At 64.0% G+C, this 21029-nt stretch carries 18 protein-coding genes; 6 read left to right on the top strand and 12 right to left on the bottom strand.

Translation table 11 applies throughout. From position 1 onward, the window contains the following. Positions 1-30 precede the first annotated feature (30 nt). Positions 31-1671 carry an acyl-CoA dehydrogenase family protein gene (locus tag ACR9ZN_RS30315; RefSeq protein ID WP_481273971.1) on the bottom strand — a complete coding sequence of 547 codons (1641 nt, stop codon included), beginning with the start codon at positions 1669-1671 and terminating at the stop codon, positions 31-33. Positions 1672-1994: 323 nt separating this feature from the next. Here ACR9ZN_RS30315 and ACR9ZN_RS30320 point away from each other — a divergent pair, with 323 nt between their 5' ends. Beyond that, positions 1995-3398 carry an MATE family efflux transporter gene (locus tag ACR9ZN_RS30320; RefSeq protein WP_481273972.1) on the top strand — a complete coding sequence of 468 codons (1404 nt, stop codon included), beginning with the start codon at positions 1995-1997 and terminating at the stop codon, positions 3396-3398. Between the two features lie 31 nt (positions 3399-3429). After that, positions 3430-4119 carry a DUF937 domain-containing protein gene (locus ACR9ZN_RS30325; protein ID WP_481273973.1) on the top strand — a complete coding sequence of 230 codons (690 nt, stop codon included), beginning with the start codon at positions 3430-3432 and terminating at the stop codon, positions 4117-4119. A 112-nt stretch (positions 4120-4231) separates the two neighbouring features. Here the strand turns inward: ACR9ZN_RS30325 and ACR9ZN_RS30330 are convergent, their stop codons facing one another. Beyond that, positions 4232-4540: a DUF1127 domain-containing protein gene (locus ACR9ZN_RS30330; RefSeq protein ID WP_454813082.1), complete on the bottom strand. Its 309-nt coding sequence runs from the start codon at positions 4538-4540 to the stop codon at positions 4232-4234. 222 nt (positions 4541-4762) lie between these two features. Here ACR9ZN_RS30330 and ACR9ZN_RS30335 point away from each other — a divergent pair, with 222 nt between their 5' ends. Both ACR9ZN_RS30335 and ACR9ZN_RS30340 read left to right on the top strand, forming a co-directional pair. Next, positions 4763-5641, top strand: a complete 879-nt coding sequence (locus ACR9ZN_RS30335; protein WP_434955323.1) for a LysR substrate-binding domain-containing protein — start codon at positions 4763-4765, stop codon at positions 5639-5641. Positions 5642-5645: 4 nt separating this feature from the next. Beyond that, the gene (locus ACR9ZN_RS30340; protein ID WP_481273974.1) at positions 5646-5975 is read left to right on the top strand and encodes a cupin domain-containing protein; all 330 of its coding nucleotides are present in this window, start codon (positions 5646-5648) and stop codon (positions 5973-5975) included. An 11-nt stretch (positions 5976-5986) separates the two neighbouring features. Here ACR9ZN_RS30340 and ACR9ZN_RS30345 read toward each other — a convergent pair whose 3' ends face one another. From ACR9ZN_RS30345 to ACR9ZN_RS30380, 8 genes are all read right to left on the bottom strand, one after another. Next, positions 5987-6844, bottom strand: coding sequence for a slipin family protein (locus ACR9ZN_RS30345; protein WP_434955325.1), 858 nt, complete (start codon positions 6842-6844; stop codon positions 5987-5989). Positions 6845-7070: 226 nt separating this feature from the next. Then, positions 7071-7463, bottom strand: a complete 393-nt coding sequence (locus ACR9ZN_RS30350; RefSeq protein ID WP_481273975.1) for a hypothetical protein — start codon at positions 7461-7463, stop codon at positions 7071-7073. 50 nt (positions 7464-7513) lie between these two features. Next, positions 7514-9061 (bottom strand): c-type cytochrome, encoded by a 1548-nt coding sequence (locus ACR9ZN_RS30355; RefSeq protein ID WP_481273976.1) that lies wholly within the window; start codon positions 9059-9061, stop codon positions 7514-7516. A gap of 44 nt (positions 9062-9105) precedes the next feature. After that, positions 9106-10524 carry an NADH:flavin oxidoreductase gene (locus tag ACR9ZN_RS30360; protein WP_481273977.1) on the bottom strand — a complete coding sequence of 473 codons (1419 nt, stop codon included), beginning with the start codon at positions 10522-10524 and terminating at the stop codon, positions 9106-9108. 25 nt (positions 10525-10549) lie between these two features. Further along, complete coding sequence (locus ACR9ZN_RS30365) at positions 10550-11434, bottom strand: hypothetical protein (protein WP_481273978.1); 885 nt, start codon at positions 11432-11434, stop codon at positions 10550-10552. 1 nt (position 11435) lies between these two features. Next, the gene (locus ACR9ZN_RS30370; RefSeq protein WP_481273979.1) at positions 11436-13268 is read right to left on the bottom strand and encodes a peroxidase family protein; all 1833 of its coding nucleotides are present in this window, start codon (positions 13266-13268) and stop codon (positions 11436-11438) included. A 262-nt stretch (positions 13269-13530) separates the two neighbouring features. Next, the gene (locus ACR9ZN_RS30375; RefSeq protein WP_454813090.1) at positions 13531-14748 is read right to left on the bottom strand and encodes an ROK family transcriptional regulator; all 1218 of its coding nucleotides are present in this window, start codon (positions 14746-14748) and stop codon (positions 13531-13533) included. Positions 14749-14953: 205 nt separating this feature from the next. Further along, the gene (locus tag ACR9ZN_RS30380; protein WP_454813091.1) at positions 14954-15877 is read right to left on the bottom strand and encodes a DMT family transporter; all 924 of its coding nucleotides are present in this window, start codon (positions 15875-15877) and stop codon (positions 14954-14956) included. Between the two features lie 280 nt (positions 15878-16157). On the opposite strand from ACR9ZN_RS30380, the gene ACR9ZN_RS30385 reads away from it, so the two are divergent. Further along, positions 16158-17978: an aromatic amino acid ammonia-lyase gene (locus ACR9ZN_RS30385; RefSeq protein ID WP_481273980.1), complete on the top strand. Its 1821-nt coding sequence runs from the start codon at positions 16158-16160 to the stop codon at positions 17976-17978. 88 nt (positions 17979-18066) lie between these two features. On the opposite strand, the gene ACR9ZN_RS30390 is transcribed toward ACR9ZN_RS30385, so the two are convergent. Beyond that, positions 18067-19437: a glutamate--cysteine ligase gene (locus ACR9ZN_RS30390; protein WP_481273981.1), complete on the bottom strand. Its 1371-nt coding sequence runs from the start codon at positions 19435-19437 to the stop codon at positions 18067-18069. Between the two features lie 143 nt (positions 19438-19580). Beyond that, positions 19581-20318: a 16S rRNA (uracil(1498)-N(3))-methyltransferase gene (locus ACR9ZN_RS30395; RefSeq protein ID WP_454813094.1), complete on the bottom strand. Its 738-nt coding sequence runs from the start codon at positions 20316-20318 to the stop codon at positions 19581-19583. Between the two features lie 238 nt (positions 20319-20556). Here ACR9ZN_RS30395 and ACR9ZN_RS30400 point away from each other — a divergent pair, with 238 nt between their 5' ends. Beyond that, the gene (locus ACR9ZN_RS30400; RefSeq protein ID WP_434955336.1) at positions 20557-21021 is read left to right on the top strand and encodes a hypothetical protein; all 465 of its coding nucleotides are present in this window, start codon (positions 20557-20559) and stop codon (positions 21019-21021) included. Positions 21022-21029: the final 8 nt, after the last annotated feature.

Raw genomic sequence — 21029 nt, forward strand, 5'->3', positions numbered from 1 at the left:
GGCTGGGACCGCCGTGGGCTTTGGCATGACTCAGATCCTCGCCCGATCCAGAATCGGCTGCAGGCTCAAGCCGGCGGGCAGGGCTCCGTAGCAGCCGCGCATGCCACCATTGAGACGGCCCGCCACGAAAGCCTCAGCCATCGCTGGGGGGCCGTGGCGGAGCAGCAATGAGGCCTCCAGCGCCAGGGCCAGGTCTTCGACCAGGCGACGGGCCAGCACTTCCTGCATGCCATCCGCCCGCATTCCTGCCTCGATGGCTGTGATGAAAGCATCGTAGCGCCGATCCAACCCGCGCGCGGCTTCCAGTTCAACGCGCAGGGCCTCGGCGGTCGCGGGCTCACGGCCGAGTGCGCGCAGTACGTCGAGCGCGTTGACGTTGCCGGAGCCCTCCCAGATCGCATTGACCGGGGCCTCGCGATAGAAGCGGGCGAGCGGGCCTTCCTCGACAAAACCGTTGCCCCCGAGACATTCCAGCGCCTCGTAGCTCAGATTGGGCAGGCGCTTGGTCACCCAGAACTTGGCAATAGCGGCGCCGATGCGGGCGAATGCGCTCTCTTCCGGGCTATCCCCGTCGAAGGCGCGGGCGACGCGCATCACCAGCATGGTGGCGGCTTCCGCCTCGATCGTGAGGTCGGCGAGAACCGGCTGCATCAAGGGCTGGTCGATCAGGAGCTTGCCGAAGGCTCGGCGATGGGCGGCGTGATGCACCGCTTGGACCGCGCATTGGCGCATCATGCCGGCGCAGACCAGGGCAGCATCGAGCCGGGTCTGGTTGACCATGGCCATGATGGTGGCGACGCCGCGGTCCTCCTCGCCGATACGCCAGGCCAGGGCCCCGGCATATTCGATCTCGGCCGAGGCGTTGGAGCGGTTGCCGAGCTTGTCCTTGAGACGCTGGATGAAGATGGCGTTGCGCCGGCCATCCGGCCGCCAGCGCGGCGTGAAGAAGCAGCTCAACCCACCGGGAGCCTGGGCCAAAGTGAGGAAACCATCCGACATCGGAGCCGAACAGAACCATTTGTGCCCGGTGAGTTCGTAGAGATCCTGGTCGAGAGGCCTGGCGAGCGTGGTATTGGCCCTGACGTCAGAGCCGCCCTGCTTTTCCGTCATCGCCATACCGATGGTCGCGGCCGCCTTGTCACCCGCCGGCCGGGACAAGGGATCATAAACGTTCGCCAGGATGCGAGGTCCCCATTCGGCATAAAGATCGGGAGCCTGGCGTAGCACGGCCAGGCTGGCGCCGGTCATGGTGATCGGACAGCACACGCCGGGTTCGATCTGCGTCAGCATATATTCGAATGCGGCATGGGCGACGAAGCCTCCGGCCTGCCCGGAGGCAGGCAAAGAGTGGATGCCGGCCTCTAGCCCACAGGCCATCAGCGCATGATAGGCAGGATGAAACTCGACATGATCGATACGCTGGCCGAAGCGGTCGAAACTATGCAGTTCGGGTGTATGCCGGCCGGCCGCCTCGCCGAGGGCGATGGCATCGGCGCTTCCGATCGACGCCCCGAAGGCGCTTGCGGCGTCCCGGGCCCAGCCAGCGCCTTCGCGCTCCAAAGCGGCCTGCAGGCCGGGATCGCTCTCGAACAGATTGTAGTCGAGCAGAGGCGGGACCTGGTTGGTCACCTGATGGGTCGGCAGGTCGGCAATCGGTTCTTGCGCAATCATGGCGTGGCTTCCCAGCCAGGCAGGATTCGTCAGCTTCGCCCCTAAAAGGCGTGAGCCTGGCGAGGCCCGCAAAGATTTGAAGTCCCTACAGAATGTGGCCGATCGAAACGGATGTCCAACCGTCCGCGTTCCGCTCGAAAATAGGCTACCGCGCCGAGTTGCTTGTGGCGAGGGGCGAGAGAAGGGGCGAAAGGATTGGGGTTTCCCACCGTGGGATATCGGCCTATATCGAAGCCCTGACCGCCCGGCCACGGGCAAAGGGCAGGGCCGACCCGCCGCTGCGAGCCGCTTCGGGCAGCCTGTCCGTTCGAACTGGACTGAAAATGCGCCATCCTCAAGCCGACGACGACGCCTCGCCCGCCGAGGCGCCGGCGCAGCCGGCCTCCCTGTCACCGACGGCAAAGTTCGTGACCGGCTCGATCATGCGTCATGTCGTGGTGATGACCACGACGGGCTCGATCGGGCTGATGTCGGTGTTCGCCGTCGACCTCATCAACCTTTGGTACATCGCCCATCTCGGCGATACTGCGGCGACGGCGGCGGTCGGCTATGGCGCGGCGGTGCTGTTTCTGGCGACCTCGATCTGCATCGGCGTGATGATCTCGGCGGGCGCTCTGTGCTCGCGCGCATTGGGAGCCCATAATCGCGAACTGGCGCGGCGTTACGGTGCTTCCATCCTGGTCTGGATGATCCTGATCAATGCCGGCGTGGCTGCGATCGCCTTTCCGCTGATTCCCTGGTTGCTCGCACAATTGGGGGCAACTGGCCGCACCCTGGAGCTTGCCACCATCTTCCTCCAGATCAGCGTGCCGAGCGGCGTGCTCATGGGCAGCGGCATGGCGCTCTCCGGCGTGCTGCGTTCGGTCGGCGACGCCAAGCGGGCGATGTATGTCACCCTGTCGGGAGCTATCGCTGCGGCGATCCTCGATCCAATCTTCATCCTCTGGTTCGGCCTCGGTGTCGAAGGGGCGGCGATCGTGATCGTGATCTCGCGGCTGGTTACCGTCTGGGTCGGCTGGTATGGCGCCTCCCGCATCCACGATCTGGTCGGCCAGTTGTCATTGCGCGGGGCGCTCGCCGATACCAGGCCGATCATGGCGATCGCCGGTCCGGCCATGCTCGCCAATCTCGCCACCCCCGTGGCGAATGGCTACATGACGGCCGTGCTGGCTCCCTTCGGTGACGGCGCCGTGGCAGGCAATGCCGTGATGGGGCGCCTGATCGCCTTCTGCTTCGGCGGCATCTTCTCGCTCTCCGGCGTCGTCGGGCCGATTCTCGGGCAGAATTACGGTGCCGGGCGGCTCGACCGGGTGCGCCGTGCCCTGACCGATGCCTTCACCTTCACCACCCTCTATGCCCTGCTGGTATGGGCGGTGCTGGCGGCCGCCCACCAATTGGTGATCCGCCTGTTCAACATCGTCGATCCGCAGGCCGCCCAGCTCATCACCTTCTTCTGCCTGTTCGCGGCGGGATCGTGGGTTTTTCACGGGCTGCTCTTCGTTGCCAACGCTTCCTTCAACAATCTCGGCTTTCCTCTTGCCGCGACCTTGTCCAACTGGGGCAAGGCCACGCTGGGAACCATTCCCTTTGCCATGCTCGGCGCAAAATATTGGGGAGCGGAAGGGGCGTTGGCCGGGCAGGGGCTTGGCGCGGTGATCTTCGGCGTGTTTGGTGTATGGTGGGCCTATCGCTCGCTGCGGTGGCTCAAGATTCCCGAACAGGTCTGAGAGCCGCAACGGCGGTGGAATGGGAAGCGGCATGAACACACTCTTCGATCTATTGAACACCGCACAGAACGGGCAGGCGATCGACAATCTGGCCCGCCATTTCGAGCTCAGCCAGAATCAGGCCCTGGCGGCCGCCGAGGCGCTGATGCCGGCTTTTTCGCTCGGTCTGAAGCGAGAGGTGGAGAAGGCGAAGACGGCGTCCGAACCGCCGGATTTCTTCGGCCTGTCGGGGGTGCCGCAGGTCGACAGCTTCCAGGACGCCGCGCTGGCCTTCACCCAGCAGGCGACTCAGCAGGGCCAGCGCGTGATGGCCGCCCTGTTCGGCACGTCCGAGATGACCAAGGCGCTATCCCAGCTTGCCGCATTGCAGAGCGGTGTCGCCGCCCCAGTGATCTCAGCCATGCTGCCGTCGCTGGCCTCCATCCTGGTCAGCGGCCTGGCGCGGGCGGCCGTGCCGCCGGCACCCAGCCATCCGCTGGGCGAGATGTTCGATGCGATGATGCGGGCCTTCCAGCCCCCTCAGGCCAAACCGGCGCCCTGGTTCGATAACAGCGCCCTATCGGTCTTGTGGGCGCCGTTCCTGGCGCCGATGTCGGCACCTGCTCCCAAGAACGATGCGACGGCGGTGATGGATCAGATGCTCGAAGCGGGCAGCCAGATCCAGAAGGCGCAGGCCGAGGCGATGCAGTCGCTGCTCGAAACCTGGTTCGGCAAGAAGTAGCGGATGTGACATGAAAAAGCCCGCTTCAGGCGAAGCGGGCTGAGGTGCGGAAGTCACGCTTCCGGGGCGTTCTGCCGCAGGGGAAGCGGCCAGAAGTCGTGCCGGTCATGCATCAGACGTGCAGACCGACCAAATTGTCATGCTTGGCGGCTTTGACTGAGCTGCGCCAATCCATTTGCGCAGCGACGAGCTGAGCCGACGGGTCGCGCCAGAGCGGCTGCGAAAGGGCACCTTCGACATCGGTCGGCGTCAGGCCGAGATCGCGCAACATCGCCGCATCCGCAGTGGCCAACTGATTGATTTCTCGGCGATTGTGAAGCGCGACGGCGAGACGGGTTACCTTGCCGAACACAGCGCGCACCATCTCGACGAGGGTCGAGACGAGAGAGGAAGACTGGCTGTTGACGACAACGCTGTTCATCGGATTCTCCATCGGGCGGCCGGTGATGCTGCGCTCCCGGATGGACCGCTCAACTCATCACCAATACTGAACGGTAACACTATGAAACATTGGCATTGATCAATCCAACGAATGTTTCTAATGTTCAGCATAAGCGATTGTTATCGTACCCCTGATGGCTCAGCGAGGCACGCACCTCAGGCGATGTAGGGCGGAACGCGCTTTATTCGAGGGGAGGGTGCCATGGCCGTGCTGTTGGATATCGATCAGCTCAGGACCTTCATCGCCATTGCCGAAACGGGCAGCTTCACCCGAGCCGCCGACATCGTCTTCAAGACGCAATCGGCCGTCTCCATGCAGATGAAGAGGCTGGAGGAACGCATCGGCAAGCCGATCTTCGAGCGTGACGGGCGAGCCTCCAAGCTGACGGAAGACGGCGACAAGCTGCTCGACTATGCCCGGCGCATCGTCAAGCTCAACATGGATGCGGTCTGCGCCTTCTCTCAGAACGAACTGACCGGGCGCGTCCGCATCGGCATTCCCGACGATTACGCCGATCGCTATCTGCCGGAGATCATGGCGCGGTTCTCGCAGGCCAATCCCCGGGTCGAGGTGACGATCGTCTGCGAGCCGACACCGATGCTGATCGATCGCATCAACGCCAATGATCTCGACCTTGCCATCATCACCCATGTCGAGCACAAGGGTGCGGCCGAATTCGTGCGGCACGAACGCCTGCTCTGGGTGACCTCGAGCCGCCATCAGGTCCATACCGAGACGCCGCTGCCGCTTGCGCTCGGCCGAGCGAGCTGCGGCTGGCGGCAGGCGGCACAGGAAAAGCTCGAAACCATCAATCGCAGCTATCGCGTGCTCTATTCGAGTTGGAATTCCACCGCGGTCGGCGCCATGGTCCTTGCCGGCCTTGCGGTCTCCGTGCTGCCGGAAAGCGCGCTGAAGCCCGGCATGCGCGTCCTCGGCCCCACCGACGGCTTCCCCCCGCTGCCGTCCTGCAAGATCGGCCTAGTGCGCAACTGGCGCGAGCAGACCTCGCTGGCCGATGCGCTCGCAAACCTGATCATCCAGAGCCTCGACAATCTGGCGCAGAACGAAGCGGCGGAATAGGGCGATGGACTGGCTCAAGCCCCTTTCCTATTTCCGCGACAATCTGGGCGGCGACGGCAAACCGTTCTTCACGGGCATGGCGCACGGCTCGATGACGGTGGAGCTCTACAAGCCCGTCGGCCGTGATCTGCAGACGCCGCACGGACAGGACGAGCTCTATATCGTGATTGCCGGCAATGGCACCTTCTCCAAGGCCGGCGAGCTGCAAGCCTTCGCGCCGGGCGATGTGATCTTCGTCGAGGCCGGCCTCGAGCATCGCTTCGAGAGTTTCAGCGAAGACTTTGAGACCTGGGTGATTTTCTGGGGACCGAAGGGCGGCGAGTCCGCCGCCTGACCCGATCCTGCTCAAGCCACGCTCTTCAGCGGGCTCGGCGAACCCTGGTTCGCCAGGACCAGGGCCGAGGCGGGATTGAGGCTGTCCACCATGGACGTCGGGATCAGGATGGTCGCGCCCCGTTCCTTGGTCGTCTCGTAAATGATGTTCATGGCCCTGAGCTGCAGGGCGGCCGGATGGTTGGCATAGGTTTCGGCCGCTTCCACGAACTTGCTGGCGACTTCGGCTTCCGCCGAGCCGAGAATGACGCGGGCCTCTCTTTCCCGCTCGGCCTGGGCCTGGCGCGACATCGCATCCTGCAGGGCCACTGGGATTGCGACGTCGCGGATCTCCACTGACATCACGGTGACGCCCCATTCGGCGGTCTTGCCGCCGATGACGGCGCGCAGGCGCTCATCGGCCGCCTTGCGATCGGACAGCAGGGAGGACAGCATCGCGGCGCCGATCATTTCGCGCAACGAGGTCTGCGCCACGCGATCGATCGCCTCGCGGTAATGGGTGATCGCCAGCGCTGCCTTCTGGGCATCATGCACATGCCAGAAGATGATAGCGTCGACATTGACGGGCACGGTGTCGCGCGTCAGGGCCTGCTCGGCATTGAAGGCGGTAGTCTGGATGCGCTCGTCGATCACGGCGACGACATTGTCGATGACCGGAATGATCAGGAACAGGCCGGGGCCGTAGACGCCTTGCAGATTGCCGGCGCGCAGCACCACGAATTTCTGCCAGGTGTTGGCCATTTTTAGGGAGGCGGCGACGATGAGGGCGAGCAGGAACAGGAGGCCGGCGAGCCAGTATTGTCCGATATAGGCCGAGCCGGCGCCAGCCAGGGCGAGGACACTCGTGGCGAACAGGGTGATGGGGTTCATGGCGATACTCCCGGAGCCGAGCAGGTCGAGGCGTAAGCGCTTCCTTGCTCTGGCTCTTGGTTCCGCCGCGTTTTGCGATCCGCGATGCCCCTGAATCATCAAAACGCCATGGCGGAGCAATCCCGAGCATGGCGGGCCGGGGCCGCATTCCCGCCTGTGATATGGCCCTGGCGGCCTCGAACTTAAAGGGGAGCGTCGGCACCGCTCGTGGAGTCCGGATCCGGCATCAGGGACGCGTCATCAGCTGGCTGGTCAGCAGGCGCCGGTAGAGCAAGGCGAGCACCACGGCGAAGAAGCCGTCGAACAGTGCGAACCACAGGAAGCCGCCGCCGCAGAGGAGCCAGATCAGCGCCATCCACAGGCGGCCCGCGATGCCGATCAGATTGGGCATCCGGGCAATCAGCGGCCTGTACCAGCCGGGGACATACAAGGCGGTGACGAGCAGGAGCGTCGCGCCCCAGCCGCGTTCCCAGCCCACCGGAATGGCTTCCGGCAGGCCCGCCATCTGCGAAACCCAGCCGGGGCAGAGAATGCAGGCGAGCCCGATCAGCACATGCACGGCCATGTTGAAGCCGAGGATGAGCCGGTAGCTGCGCAGGGCCCTGGCGGCCTGCGCCATGGTCCATCCGAGGGTGAGAGTTCTGATCGGTCATGGTGGGGTTCTCACGGTCAGAAGGTGAGCAGATAGGCAAGCAGGTCCGATTTGACGGATGCGGGCAGATCCGTGCCGTAGAGATGGCCATCCTTGCCGTTGCCAGGCTTGGCGGTATCGAAGCAGAAGCCGGACGCCGGTGTCGGGGCCTTGGGATCGCAGGGCGGCGAGAGAAAGCCGCCATTGACGGGATCGACCACGTCACTGCCGCGTAGATAAGCAGCCGGACGCTGGGCGGGCGGCGCCAGCAGGTCCTTCAGCGTGGGTACGGCACCGTTGTGCAGGTAGGGCCCGCGCAGCCACAGGCCGTCGAGCGGCAGATTGGCATAGCCGTCTGTCTTTTCGAAGGATCTGAAGGCATAGGGCGTGCCGGCGAACAGTTCGGTGAGCTGCCTTTGCCGGAAGGCCGGCGTGTAGCTGTCAAGGCGGGCCCTGTCGGTGCCGAGGCTGGCGATCGGATCGACCTTGCCGATCGCGTCGCCCCGGAACTGGTAGCCTGCAGGATCCTGCTCGCCGTGGCAGGAACTGCAGGCAGCCTTGTAGGTGGAGCGGCCCCGCGCAACGGCTCCGGCCTCAGGCTGGTTGGGGGAGGGCGGCGGCTTGAGCGTGAGCAGCCAGTCGGCAACGCGCTTGATGGCGGCATGGTCGACCGTCTCGGGGGTGACGCCGGCGCCGAGCGCGGCCGAAAGGTTGCGTTCGGCCAGCGAGGTGTTGTTGCCGTCCCAATGCAGATGCATGCCCTCACGCGGCCCTTGTTCAAAGACCGCCGGGAAGTCGGCGGCGCCGATCACCTCGGCCGGCGTCAGTGTCGCGGCGGGGATCTTCATCTGCACCACCTTGTAGGGATTGAAGGTGTCGACCCGGCCGGGGCCCCAGTCGGGCTGGTGGGCCAGCAGCGATTCGAGCCTTGCATGCCGCGCGATCAGGCCCTCGCGCAGGCTGGGCAGCACGAGATAGCGCCAGGCGATCTTCTCGACTGCGCCGAAGCGATGGCCGGCAGCTTCGGCCGCGGGAATCAGCGTGTCCGGAGCCATGCGCTCGTCGGCTGCGGTCGAGAGGACGAAGCTTACGAACCGCTCGAACTGCAAATTGTTGGACGGCATCGCCGGCACGATGATGCGGGGGGCATCAGCGCTTATGCGGTAGGTGCCGGTGTGGCAGACGGCACAGTTGAGCCAGACCATGTCGACGCCGCGTACCGTCCTCCGCGAGACCCCGATGGGCAGGTCCCGCTGGCGCCCCAGGGCGTCCTTTTCATAGAGGAAGCCGAAGGCGCTGTAGTCGTCGCGCTTTTCGAAGGCATCCGGGAACATCCTGGGCAGAGCTTGCCAGACCCGGTAGGGGATGCCGCTTTCCGTCTCCGAGCCGATCGAGCCATATTTGAAATGCTCCATCGCCTCGCCATAAACAGGCGTGTCGTTGCGGGTGAGGAGAATGGCGGCCGTCAAAGCGAGATAGAACACCGTCACCAGGGCAGCGATGAGCACGAGCCGCACCGGCTGCCATTTCCGGCGGCGCTGCGCCAATTGGCGCTCGACTTCGGTGACGAAATAGGGTTGCGGCATCGCGCTTTTCCTTGGCCGTGTTCGGGCAGCAACCTCCGATCGGCTCATGAAACGGGGTGAGGGGTGTTGCGCTTTCTCGTGGTTCGGGCGGCGTTGGCCGGTGCGGGAGCAAGGCTCGAACTGGACGGCTCCATGCCGGGAATGACCAGATTGGGCTTCGTCGCGTAGATCGAGTAGAGGGCGGCCAGCATGGCGTCGCGGTCGGGAAAGCGCTGTTCCTCGTAGCAACCCAGCGGGTTCTTGGCCGCATTGACCAGGCATTTGTTGCAATAGGTGCAGGGATTGGCGGGGCGGTCGTGCCCCGCCTGCCATTGCTGCGGCAGATCGTTGTTGGCGATCAGGGAACGGGCGATCGCCACGCCGTCGCACTGGCCCGAGGTCAGAGCCTGCCTGACCACCGAGGCCGTCTGGAAGCCGCCGGTGACCAGCACCGGGATGGCAAGGGCCTGCTTGAATTGGCGCGCCTCCTCCAGGCTGATGCCTTCGATGCCATGGCCCTTCTTCATGCGGAACCACAGCCAGCGGAAGATCGGGCGCAAAGCCGGGTAGCGGAACAGCAGGAAATTGCGCAGGCCGTACAGGCCGGAAGCGATCATGGCGTCATAGACGACGGCCAGGGTCTCCAGCGAAAGGTCGCCCGGCGGGTTGAGCGGGTGGGGAAACAGCGAGCCGGTGGAGACGTGGATGGCATCGACCCCCGCCGTCTGGCAGTAGCGCGCCACCTCGATGGCCTCGTCGATGGTGTTGCCCTTCTTTTCCCAGGGAATGACGTTGTTGCGATCGACCGCGGAGAGCTTGACCTGCAGATGGAAATCCCGGCCGACATGGCTGCGGATCGAGCGGATGACCTCCAGGAGGAAACGCGCCCGGTTGGGCAGCGAACCGCCATAGTGGTCGGCGCGGTCGTTGATGCCGGAGGAGAGGAACTGGGTGAAGAGGTAGCCGTTGGCCGCATGCAACTCGACGCCGTCGCAGCCTGCCTCCCGAGCCCGCCAGGCGGCTCTCCCGAACTTCTCGACCAGGATGGCGATCTCGCCTGCGGTCATCGCCTGGGTCGGGAAGCCGTGCAGCGTCTCGCGCGCATTGGTGGGGCTTGCCACCGGGCGATGCTGGTTGGTGACACCGGGTACGTCCATCTGCCGGCCCGAATGGCTGAGCTGCATGATGAAGCGGCAGTCATGGACGTGGACTGCTTCGGCGATGCGGGCCCAGAGCGGGATAAAGGCATCGCGATGATTGGTGGCGTAGTTGGCTGCGATCCGTCCCTCGATCGCCACCGGCACGAAGGAGGTGATGATGGCGCCGATGCCGCCCCTGGCGAATTTGCTCTCCCAGTTGAGACGCGTCTGGGTGGGCGAGCCGTCCTCATTGTCCCAGCGCCCGGAAATGCTGGAGCGGAAGATGCGGTTCTTCACCGTGAGGCTGCGGAAATGAAGCGGCGTGAAGATCGGATCCTGGGTCATGGCGATGTTTTCCTGCGCAAGGGCTCTAGCGGCGCGCTCGCGTCCAGATCTGCTCCAGCAGCCTGAACACGAAGCCGGAGGCGGGGCAGGCGCTCCAGGAGGCCGACTGAAAGGCGGTGGCGGGGTCGAGCGTGCGCGCGGCCGCATGAGCGAGTTTGAAGCGCACCAGGGTCCCATGCGTCAGGGAGCCACCCGGGACGTCGGCGACGCCCTTGGCCTGGCGCAGCACGGAATCAGGCGCCGCCAGGCAAGCCATCGCCGCCGCCTTGCCGTCGAGAGCATGGCGGCTGGCGCTATCGTCATGGAGGGCGCGCAGGCGGTCGAGGCTCGCCATGATGTTGTGCACGGCGATGCCGATGGCGTGGATGGCCTCCGGATTGCGTCCGACCGCGGCAGCCAGGATGTCCCTGTCGGCATGCAGGGTGCCGAACAGGGCCTGCTGCAGCCAACGCAGCGGATTGACTGTTCGCGCGGTGGCATCGAAGCGGATCGCGGCTTCCCAGAGGCGTTGTGCCGCCGCATCGTCCAGGGTGAAGCCAGGAACGAATTGCTGCGCGATCAGGGCCTGCAGGGCCGGTCCCGCTCTGTCGCGCGTTACGTCGCCGCGCACATAGGCGATCAGGGCATGGTCACCGGCGAGATCGGGCAGGAGGACATGCCGCAGCCTGTCGGCCAGGGCAGCCTGGGCGGCGCGCCGTCCGGCGTCGTCGCGGCCGCGCATGGTGGGCAGAAGGGTCCCGTCGATGCTGAACACCCGGGTCAGCCGCCCGGCCAGCATCCGGTTGAACAAGGGGCCGGCCTTGTCATAGGCACGGTCGAGACGGGGATCCCGGTCGATCGCACCGATGGTGGCGGCATCGTCGACCTCGAGAAGATCAATCAGCAAGGGGATATGGATGCGGCGGGTCATCTCACCTGCTCGCCTTGGTCCAGGGGAAGAAGACGTTGCGCGTCGCGGTGAAGGCCGGCGCGAGTTCCGGGGCATGGCGCTGCAGCACGGTGAGGAGCGAGTTCTCCTGGACCCAGCGGAAGCCGGCCGGCGTATAGATCTCGGGACGAAAATCCTCGGTGAAGAAGCGGTCGCTCTTGAGGCGGCGCGAGGCCATCAGGATGAAGATGCGGAAGGCCGTGTCTGAAAAGCCGAAGCCGGGCGGCGAACCATTATGGGCATTGCTCTCGACCAGGGTGCCGACCAGGAGGTCGACCTGTTCGACCGTGCGGTAGACTTCGGCAAGCTCCGAGCGCCAGGTCGTGTCATTGGTGAGTTCCTCGAAATTGCGTGGTACCGGCGCGCCGATCTGGCGCCGGAACTCGCAATAGCGCGGCACGCCGCGCTCGCGGTCACGCAGAATGTCGATGGCGGCGAGGTCGGCGAAGATGTTCTCCTCCACCCTCTTGTCGAGCCTTCTCAGCGTGTTGGGGAAATTATGCAGCACCAGGGCGCCGGGGTGAGAGGTGCCGAGCGAATAGACGACGTTGAGAAAGCCGGCTTCTTGGTAGACGGTGCGGGTCTTGCCCGCGAAGACGTCGGTGAGGCCGCGCTCGAACAGGGCGTCGTCATCTTCGTGACGGCGGAAGGAAAAGCTGTCCGGCATCAGCGAATGCAGGCGGTAGCAGGCAGCGAACTCCTCCGTCATGGCATAGGGCGCACCGTGATGGTTCTTGGGGGAACCGGGGATGCCCGACAGGATCTCCCCGTCGCTGATACGGCCGAAGCTGTTCTTGTAGGTCTCGCCGAGCAGGCCGAAATAATTACCGCGCATGGCAAAACGGCCGGACGGGGAGTTCATCAGGGCCGGGGTCCACTCGGCCGTGTGGATCTTGGCAAGCAAGGCGGCGTTGACCAGACGGGCCTTCTGGAACAGCCATTCGCCGGATTTGTCGGGATGGTCGATGCGCAGGCGGTCGACGATGGCGTTGTGCTCGCGGGCGAACAGCGTATGCAGCACGGAGAGGCCGACCCACCAATTGCCGTTGACGCCGGACAGTTCCGATCCCGCTTGTTTGGCTTCGGTGTCGACCGGCAGATGGCCGCGTTCGTCGAGATGGATCTTGCCGTCGGCACGGATCGCGCCGGTCGCGGGATCGCTGCGGATGCGGATCTGCAGCGCGAGGCTGGAGCCATAGATCTGCGAGGCGTCCCACCAATGGCTCTCGGTGTTGGTGTAGGCGGCCGGCCGTCCAGGCTGGTCCGCCTCCGTCAGATCCGTCGGGGTCCGCAGCACCTCCATCGTCCTGGCCGGCCAGTCATCCCCCTCCGGGACGTCGAAGCGATGGGGATTTTCCTTCAGATTGGTGCCGTGGCTCAGCCAGTCATGCACCATGAACTGGATCCAGGCCGCCGCCAATACGTTCAGATGCGGTACGGGAACGAAGGCCTGGCGCGCCAGCAGTCTGGAACTGACCAGCCGCGGATTGGGCTCGTACAAGGTTGGCGCCACCTCGCCATAGGTCTTGTTCAATGCGACGTTTCGGCCGAAGCGTGTCTTGGCCCGCCCCATCCAGGGCTGGGCGAGATCGTTGTAGCTGCCGTCGGCCGTGCGGAACTGGAGAATGTCGAAGCCATCCGCCGGGTCGGGCCGCGCGGGTGCCGTCTCGGTATCGAAGAGGTTGTTCTGTCTCAAGATTCCCCGGCTGCCGAGCATGATGGCAACGCTCACAGGGAAGGGCCAGCGGTACCAGATGCGAAAGCGGCTCGTTCCCCGTGCCAGCAGGATCAGCAAGCGATCGACAATTCCAGTCATTGCATCCCCCTTGTGGCAGCAATGATGGGTAGGAAGCGCAGGTTTGTCGACTTGCAAATCCCGGATGATCAATCCGGAATCACGGTATTGTCACGGTATTTAACGCAATGAATTCTTCAGCATCGAGAGCATGGTGGAAGACTATACCTCGAAGATGAAAATCTTCAGGGCGGGGATTTTGTTTGTCTAATTTCTGATGAATTTACATTGACGCAAAGGGAGGGGTGACCCTTCTTGTCTGTTCAAAAGTCGTCGCGCAGTTTCAGGCTGCGCGCGGGCGCTGATGCCGAAGGATGGTGCGCTCGATCGTTTCGAGGCGCGTCTGCATTTCGATGACGAGCAAGGCGGCCCCGAGCAGCAATCCGGTGGGCAGATCGGACTGGGCCGGCGCGATGGTGAGGTTGCGCGTGGCCAGCGGCAGCGAGCGCTGATAGACCAGCTCGCGAATGCCCGACATCAGGTCCTCGCCGGCCAGTGCGAGCGTGCCACCGATCACGATCACACTGGGATTGAGCACGCTGACCACGTCGGAGGTCACCTCGCCGAGCACGCGTCCGGCTTCGCGCACCAGCCGCACGGCTTCCGGCTCGCCCGCCTGGGTCAGCGCGATGATGTCGCGGGCGGCCGAGGCCTCGATACCGTGGCTCCGCAGATCGCGGGCGATGGCCCAGCCGGCGGCCCGTGCCTCGACGCAGCCGAGTTTGCCGCAGCGGCAGAGCGGAGCGGGGGCGTGGGTGAGCTGAATATGGCCGATGTCGCCGGCCGCGCCCTGGGCGCCGCGATAGAGACGGCCATCGGTGATGATGCCGCTGCCGATGCCGGTTCCCGCCTTGATGTAGAGGAATTGGCCGACACCGGGCCAGAAACGACGATATTCCGCCAAGGTCATCAGATTGACGTCGTTCTCGATCGCGACCGGGGCGTCGAATTGGCGGCGCATCCAGGTGCGGATTTCGAAATCGTCCCACCCCGTCATCACGGAAGGGCCAACGACGCGGCCGCCTTCGTGGTCGACCGGCGCCGGCAGGCCGAGACCGATGCCGAGTACGTCCCCGCTGTCGCGCCCGATCTCAGCAAGCAGCGCTCGGAACTGCTCGACGATCCAGCCAAGAACCGGCACTGGGCCGCGGCGAATATCGATGTTTCCCACCGCTTCCGCCAGGATCCGTGGTTCGAGATCGGTGACGGCCAGGCGCACATGGCTCTCGCCGATATCGGCGCAAAGCGTCACGCCGAAGGCGGTGTTCAGTCGGATGAGGCGCGCGGGCCGGCCGCCGCTCGGCATCGCATCGGGTGCTTCCTCGATCAGCCCGGCGGCGAACAGGGCGGCGAGGCGTTCGGTCACGGTGGAGCGCGACAGGCCGGAGGCTTCGATCAGGGCAGAACGCGATCGCGCCTTTCCGGAGGCGATCAGCCAGAGGATCGCGCCGGCTCCCGCCGCCGAGCCTGTTTCCTGTCCCGACCTGACGCTATCCTTCACCGCGGCTCCTCGCTGCCATATCTGTTTTTGCCGGCCGGCAACCTTATGACCAGAATCAGTCATAAGCCAGGAGAGAAGGGTCCATTTCCGCGAGCGCGGACGTCCTCGTCCGCTTTTTCTTGCTGCAAGCGTCGTGGTTCCAAGCTGCGGATCCTCCGACACTCTCTCGAGTGTCGTAGGGACGTCCGCGCTTCCAGGGGCATGATCAGCGCCGACCGGTCAGCATCAGCAGATTGCCGGCGAGCACGACCGCGAGGCCTGATATGGCGAGCGTGGTCCAGACATAGCCTTCGAAGATCGTCGAAATGGCCAGCGCGACCACCGGGAACAGCACGGTGGAATAGCCGGCCCGGCTGGCGCCGATGCGCGACAGCAAAGTGAGATAGGCGGCAAAGGCGGCGACCGAGGAGAGCAGGGCCGACCAGAGCAGGGCGCCGAGATAATGCAGATTGGGCTCGATGATGAAAGCCTGACCGCGTGCGATGCTGAAGACAAACAAGAAAAGCGAACCGTAGACCATGCCCCAGGCGGTCGCCGAGGTCAGGGAAATGGCGCGTTTCTTCAGGCTAAGGGTCAGCATGTTGCCGAAGCAAAAGCTGAGGGTGCCGACCACGCACAGAACGAGGCCGGTGAGGGCCGCGCTCGAAAGATGGTCGCCGGCGAGTTGCGGCGCGAACATCAAGCCGACGCCGGCAAAACCCATCAAGGCGGCGATGACCGAGCGCAGGCTAGGCTTCTGGCCGAATATGAGGGCGCTCAGCACGATGTTGAACACCGAGGTCAGCGAAAAGACCACGGCGAGCAGGCCGGATGGCGTCGACAGGCCGCCATAGTAGAAGCACAGGAAATTGCTGGAGAAGAGCAGCAGGCCGAGCCCGGCGAAGCCGAGATGGTCCTTCCAGGCGAAGGATAGTGGGCCACCCGACAGCATGACCCAGCCCAGCATCATCACCGCGGCGAGCAGGAAGCGCCACAGCAGCGAGACTTCCGGCGCGACCACGCCAAGTTGCATGTGCAGTGCGATCCACGAGGTTCCCCACACGAAGACCACCCCGGCATAGAGGCCGAGATCAATGGCTCCGAGCGGTGCTGCCCCGCCCGGCCCTGCATTCAAAGTCGTACTGCTCATGGCCTCGATTATCGGGGGATTTGCCGGATCGGTCCAATCAAGCTCGCGAATGGAAGTCATCGCGCCGATTGATGGTTGCGGGACGCGGACGCTTCAACCGGGCCGGAACGACGGGCCTGCCCAACAGGCTTCGATACCGGCAGTGGCGGCTGGGCGATCCGAATTTTCCACTGGCCCGATTGACAAGGAGCTGCAGGGATTTTTACTTATATGAATATTTTTTTCTAATTAGTGAAGCGTTGTATTGGGAGCTTTCCGCTAACCGATAGGAGAAATGCGTATGTCGAGGCGTACCAGGTATCCAATTCGTCTATTTCTGACTGCCGCGGTCGTTGCTTTCCTATTTTCCTCGGTGCCGCACGCGATAGCGTTTGAAGACACCAACAAATATCAGCCGATCACCGAGACCGAAGTCGAAAAGACGGTCACGCTGACGGGACGCGATCTCACCTACCGGCAGGTTGTCGAGATCGCACGCAATGGCGTTAAGGTCGAGCTCAGCCCCGAAGCGCGTCAACGTTCGGCCGATGCCTATGGCCTTTTGCTGCAGGGCGCTGCCGAGAACGTCACGATCTATTGGTTCAATCGTGGTGCGGGAGATCAGCGTGAGACGGTGATATTCTCGGGCGATCCGACGACCCCGGAAAACACCAGGCTCTTGAAGGATCAGCAGCTCGCGCGCTTCAAGGACGGTGTCAGGGATGGCTATGGGCCGGAGATCCGGGAAGAGGCTCTCGTGCGGGCCATCATGGCCATTCGCGCCAATACGATGTCATACGAGGCGGCCAGTCCGCCTCTGACGCAAATTCTCGTCGACATGCTGAACAAGCGGGTCACTCCCGTCGTGCAGTCGCGCGGCACGCTCGGCGAGGGGGATCTGAACACGATGGGCAATATCGGGGCCGCGATGGTCGGGGAAGGGGACGCCTATTATCGCGGCGTCAGAATGCCCGCCTCCCAGGCTCTCGCCCAGGCCGGCATCAAGCCCCTCGAACCTTTTGCCGCGGACGAGGCGGCGTTGATCAGCACCAATGCCTATGCGCAGGCGCAAGCGGTTCTGCTGCTCGAAGACTCCCGGAGGCTCTTGGAATGGGCAGATCTCACTTACGCAATGGACCTGCTGGGCATGAATTCCAGCGTGACGCCGATTTCGGCTCCGGTCCAAGCGATGCGTCCCTATGACTGGCTGACCTGGGACGCCGCCCGCATCATGGACATGATCAGGGGCAGCTATCTGTTCGATGACGATCCCGCGCGCATCATTCAGGATCCGGAAAGCATGCGGGCCTCGAGCCAGCGACAGGGATCGGCCTGGCATGCCTGGGCGGAACTCAGGGATTCCGTCAGCCTTTCCATCAATTCATCGGACCACAATCCGGCCACCATGCCGGGGCTCACGCCCGAAAGTTCCTGGGAACTGAGCACACCTCAATTCATGAAATACCATGTCAAGGGTGGGCCTCTCAGTGGCGGCAAGCAGGGCTACATCTTCTCCAACGCGAACTGGGACCCCTATCCCCTTGCCAATCAGGTCGAAGCGTTCACCATTGCCCTGACGAATATGGGCGCTGCGGTCTCCCAACGGATCGAACGGTTCAAGAACCCGTTCTTCACGGTGGTCAAGCCGGCCGATATCCTGAACGCCGAAACACGCAGGAACACGCCAACGTTCGGCGGATATCTGCCGACCGACCTGTGGCAGGAACTTTCGGAGATGGGTACGCCCGTCACGCCGGCCGGGCAGGCCATCGTCTCGACGGTCGAAGACCTCCAGGCGCAGACCAGGATCAAGACCGAGCGCGCCCGCAAGGCCGTCGACCTGTCCTTCGAATTGCTCGCGCATGACCTGCTCACGGCGAGCTATTGGATGGAAATCCGAAAGATCCAGAATCCATCCCGCAATTTCGGCAAGGCACCTTCCGAAGCTCTCGCGGCCTTGCGGCAGGTCGTGCCGTGGCAACAGCCAGGGGCGGAGCGCCCGAAACGGCCGATCGGGATGGTGGTGTATGATTTCCTGCAGGCCAATCCGGCATCGAAATTCTATGGCGGCGGCCCAACACCTCCGGCGGCCCGGCCCTTGCCGAAGGCCGGGCTGCAATAGCTGCCTGACGAATGGGTGCTGGGCCAAGCAGCACCCGTTATTTCGAAGCGCCAGAGCGTTTTGATCGAACGGGCTTTGCCCGGCTGGTTCAATAGGCCTTTTCGTCGAAGACCGGATCGATCTTGCCGCCCCATTCGCCATGGAAACGGGCCAGCATCTCATCGGCGGCGGTGACGCCGCTTTCGACGACATCGTCCAGGCCGTCGAGGAAATGCTCCTCGTTGCGGCCTTCCCAATCCTCGATGTTGCGGGCCTTGAGTCCCTGGCGCGCGATGGCGAGGGTCCTGAGGGCGATGTCGCGGACGCTCTCACGGCGGAAGGGAGTCTTCAGGGCCTGCCGGCTGACGGAATCGCGCAGGGCCTGGCGTTCGGCCTCGTTCCAGTCCTTCACCAGGTCCCAGGTCGCGTCGAGCGTCTCGTTGGAATAGAGCAGGCCGACCCAGAAGGCCGACAAGGCCGCGAGCTTGCCGGTCGGCCCGGCATCGGCGCCGCGCATTTCCAGATAGCGCTTCAGCCGCACTTCCGGAAATAGCGTGCCGAGATGGTTGGCCCAGTCCGACATGGTGGCGCGCTCGCCCGGCAATTGCGGCAGGGTGCCGGCCAGGAGATCGCGGAAGGAAGAGCCGGCCACATCGTGATAGACGTCGCCGCGCTTGACGAAATAGAGCGGCACGTCGAGGGCATAGTCGACATAACGCTCGAAGCCCATGCCATCCTCGAAGGCGAAGGGCAGCATGCCCGTGCGGTCGAGATCGGTGTGGCGCCAGACTTCCGAGCGTAGCGACAGGAAGCCGTTGGGCTTGCCGTGCAGAAAGGGCGAATTGGCGAAGATGGCGGTGGCGATCGGCTGCAAGGCGAGCGAGACGCGCAGCTTCTTCACCATGTCGGCTTCGGAGGAGAAGTCGAGGTTCACCTGCACCGTCGAGGTCCGGTACATCATGTCGAGGCCCATCACGCCGACCTTGGGCATGTAGTTCGTCATGATCTCGTAGCGGCGCTTGGGCATGCGCGGCGTTTGCTCCCGCGTCCATACCGGCGACATGCCAAGGCCCAGGAAGCGGATGCCGAGCGGGCCGCCGATCTCGCGCACCTGGGCGAGATGGGCGTGGATTTCCGAACAGGTCTGATGGATCGAGGGCACGGGCGCACCGGAGAGTTCGAACTGGCCGCCGGGTTCGAGCGAAATGGCGCCGCCGCCGGTGATGTCGAGCATGCCGATGATATGCTCGCCTTCCATGATCGGCTCCCAGCCGAGCATCGCCTGCATGCCCTCGAGCAAGGCGCGGATGCCGTTGGGACCTTCATAGGGAACGGGCTGGTGCGTGCCGGCCCGGAAGGGGAACTTCTCGTGCTCCGTGCCGATCCGGAATTGGGACGGCGGTTTGACGCCCTTTTCGATCCAGGCGACGAGTTCGTCGCGCGAGCCAATGGGGGTTGAATCGATTACGTCGCGGGCCATGCGGGGAGAACCTTACAAAACGGCCCGGACCATAGACAGTGCCATCCGGGAAAACAATCAGGCGCCGATACAAGATCGCGTCAAAAGTGAGAAGGGGCACTGGAGCGCGGACTGGAAGTCCGCGCTCCACAGGAGAGCTCGCCTCAGCGCCAATCTCCGCGGACAGCCTGCACCAAGGCGAGGGCTGCCACCGCCGCCGTGTCGGCCCGCAGGATGCGGGGACCGAGTGAAAGGCGGGTATGGCTGGGAATGCGGCCGATGGCGCTGCGCTCGACATCGTCGAAACCGCCTTCCGGGCCGATCAGCACGGCAAGCGGCCCCCTGGGAACGGCAGCGAGCGCCTCGAGCGGGCTGGCGATCGCAGCGCTCTCGTCGCAGAAGATCAGATGCACGTCGGGGTTCCAGTCTTCGGCAAGACGCATCAGGTTCTGTTCCGGCTTGATCTCAGGCACGGAAATCACGCCGCATTGTTCGGCCGCCTCGATGGCATTCGCCCGCATGCGCTCGAGATTGACCCTGGAAACCTGGGTGCGGCGGGTGATCACGGGTTGGATGGTGCCGACGCCCATCTCCACCGCCTTCTGCACCATGTAGTCGAGCCGGGCGTGCTTGAGGGGGGCGAACAGCCAGCGCAGTGTCGGTATCGGGGTCTGGGGCCGGGTCTGCTCCTCCACCTCCAGGCCGATGCGCTTGCCTTCATGCGCGACCGCGGCGGCAAATTCGCCGTCCGTGCCGTTGAAGACCAGGATGCGCGCACCCGACTTCAGGCGCAGGACATTGCCCAAATAGTTTTGTTGCGTCTTGTCGAGCGCGACCGGCTGTCCTTCGCCGAGCGGCGCATCGACGAAAAGCCGGACGGAAAGAAAATCATAGGCGGCCATGTACCGGGTCTTTGTTCTAAGCAGAGTATTTCGAGGTCGCCCACCAGGGGGCAATATCGAGATACTCTGCAAATGTTTGAGATCTTGCAGGTTCTTACCGACCGAGCCACGTGCTGGGTCGGTAAGAACCTGCTTGCAGAAAAACAGGGGGTGGACACGCCATCAAGCTGCCCCGAACTTGCGAGATCAATAGTTCCTCTGTATCGAGAGTGTCACCACCAATCTTGCGGATGTCCTCATGTTGCGTCTCGTTTCGATTTCCCTCGTCGCCGGCACCTTGCTGGCCGCAGCACCGGTCGCAGCGCAGGAGTCGGCTCCGATCGGCAACCAGTTCTGCAACAAAGACCTGCAGCCGATGATCGATCGCCGTGGGAAGATCGCACTGGCTTTGCAGGCGATCAACAAGCGCGGGCGGCCCAAGACCTTCGAACAGGCCAAGAAGACATTCAACGAGTTCTGCGGCAGTCTCTCCTCCTACATCGAGAACGACAAGAAGATGCTGGACTACATGCAGTCCAACAAGGAGTTCTGCTCGATCACGGACGAGAATGTCAGGCAAATCTCGGCAGACCTGGCCCAGACTCAGAAAACCAAGGCGAAGATCTGCGCCCATCCGCCGCGCCAGCAGGCCGCGCCGCAGCCTGGTCGCGGCGGGGGTGGGCCTGCAGCGCCCAAGCCACCCGTCAATCTGCGCCTGCAGTAAAGGGAGAT

Source organism: Labrys sp. HAY1-8F, assembly GCF_056754975.1.

Excerpts from the sequence above, each read along its gene's own strand:
- ACR9ZN_RS30315 (WP_481273971.1), bottom strand. The coding sequence starts at position 1,671 with ATGATTGCGCAAGAACCGATTGCCGACCTGCCGACCCATCAGGTGACC.
- ACR9ZN_RS30320 (WP_481273972.1), top strand. The coding sequence starts at position 1,995 with ATGCGCCATCCTCAAGCCGACGACGACGCCTCGCCCGCCGAGGCGCCG.
- ACR9ZN_RS30325 (WP_481273973.1), top strand. The coding sequence starts at position 3,430 with ATGAACACACTCTTCGATCTATTGAACACCGCACAGAACGGGCAGGCG.
- ACR9ZN_RS30330 (WP_454813082.1), bottom strand. The coding sequence starts at position 4,540 with ATGAACAGCGTTGTCGTCAACAGCCAGTCTTCCTCTCTCGTCTCGACC.
- ACR9ZN_RS30335 (WP_434955323.1), top strand. The coding sequence starts at position 4,763 with ATGGCCGTGCTGTTGGATATCGATCAGCTCAGGACCTTCATCGCCATT.
- ACR9ZN_RS30340 (WP_481273974.1), top strand. The coding sequence starts at position 5,646 with ATGGACTGGCTCAAGCCCCTTTCCTATTTCCGCGACAATCTGGGCGGC.
- ACR9ZN_RS30345 (WP_434955325.1), bottom strand. The coding sequence starts at position 6,844 with ATGAACCCCATCACCCTGTTCGCCACGAGTGTCCTCGCCCTGGCTGGC.
- ACR9ZN_RS30350 (WP_481273975.1), bottom strand. The coding sequence starts at position 7,463 with ATGGCGCAGGCCGCCAGGGCCCTGCGCAGCTACCGGCTCATCCTCGGC.
- ACR9ZN_RS30355 (WP_481273976.1), bottom strand. The coding sequence starts at position 9,061 with ATGCCGCAACCCTATTTCGTCACCGAAGTCGAGCGCCAATTGGCGCAG.
- ACR9ZN_RS30360 (WP_481273977.1), bottom strand. The coding sequence starts at position 10,524 with ATGACCCAGGATCCGATCTTCACGCCGCTTCATTTCCGCAGCCTCACG.
- ACR9ZN_RS30365 (WP_481273978.1), bottom strand. The coding sequence starts at position 11,434 with ATGACCCGCCGCATCCATATCCCCTTGCTGATTGATCTTCTCGAGGTC.
- ACR9ZN_RS30370 (WP_481273979.1), bottom strand. The coding sequence starts at position 13,268 with ATGACTGGAATTGTCGATCGCTTGCTGATCCTGCTGGCACGGGGAACG.
- ACR9ZN_RS30380 (WP_454813091.1), bottom strand. The coding sequence starts at position 15,877 with ATGAGCAGTACGACTTTGAATGCAGGGCCGGGCGGGGCAGCACCGCTC.
- ACR9ZN_RS30385 (WP_481273980.1), top strand. The coding sequence starts at position 16,158 with ATGTCGAGGCGTACCAGGTATCCAATTCGTCTATTTCTGACTGCCGCG.
- ACR9ZN_RS30390 (WP_481273981.1), bottom strand. The coding sequence starts at position 19,437 with ATGGCCCGCGACGTAATCGATTCAACCCCCATTGGCTCGCGCGACGAA.
- ACR9ZN_RS30395 (WP_454813094.1), bottom strand. The coding sequence starts at position 20,318 with ATGGCCGCCTATGATTTTCTTTCCGTCCGGCTTTTCGTCGATGCGCCG.
- ACR9ZN_RS30400 (WP_434955336.1), top strand. The coding sequence starts at position 20,557 with ATGTTGCGTCTCGTTTCGATTTCCCTCGTCGCCGGCACCTTGCTGGCC.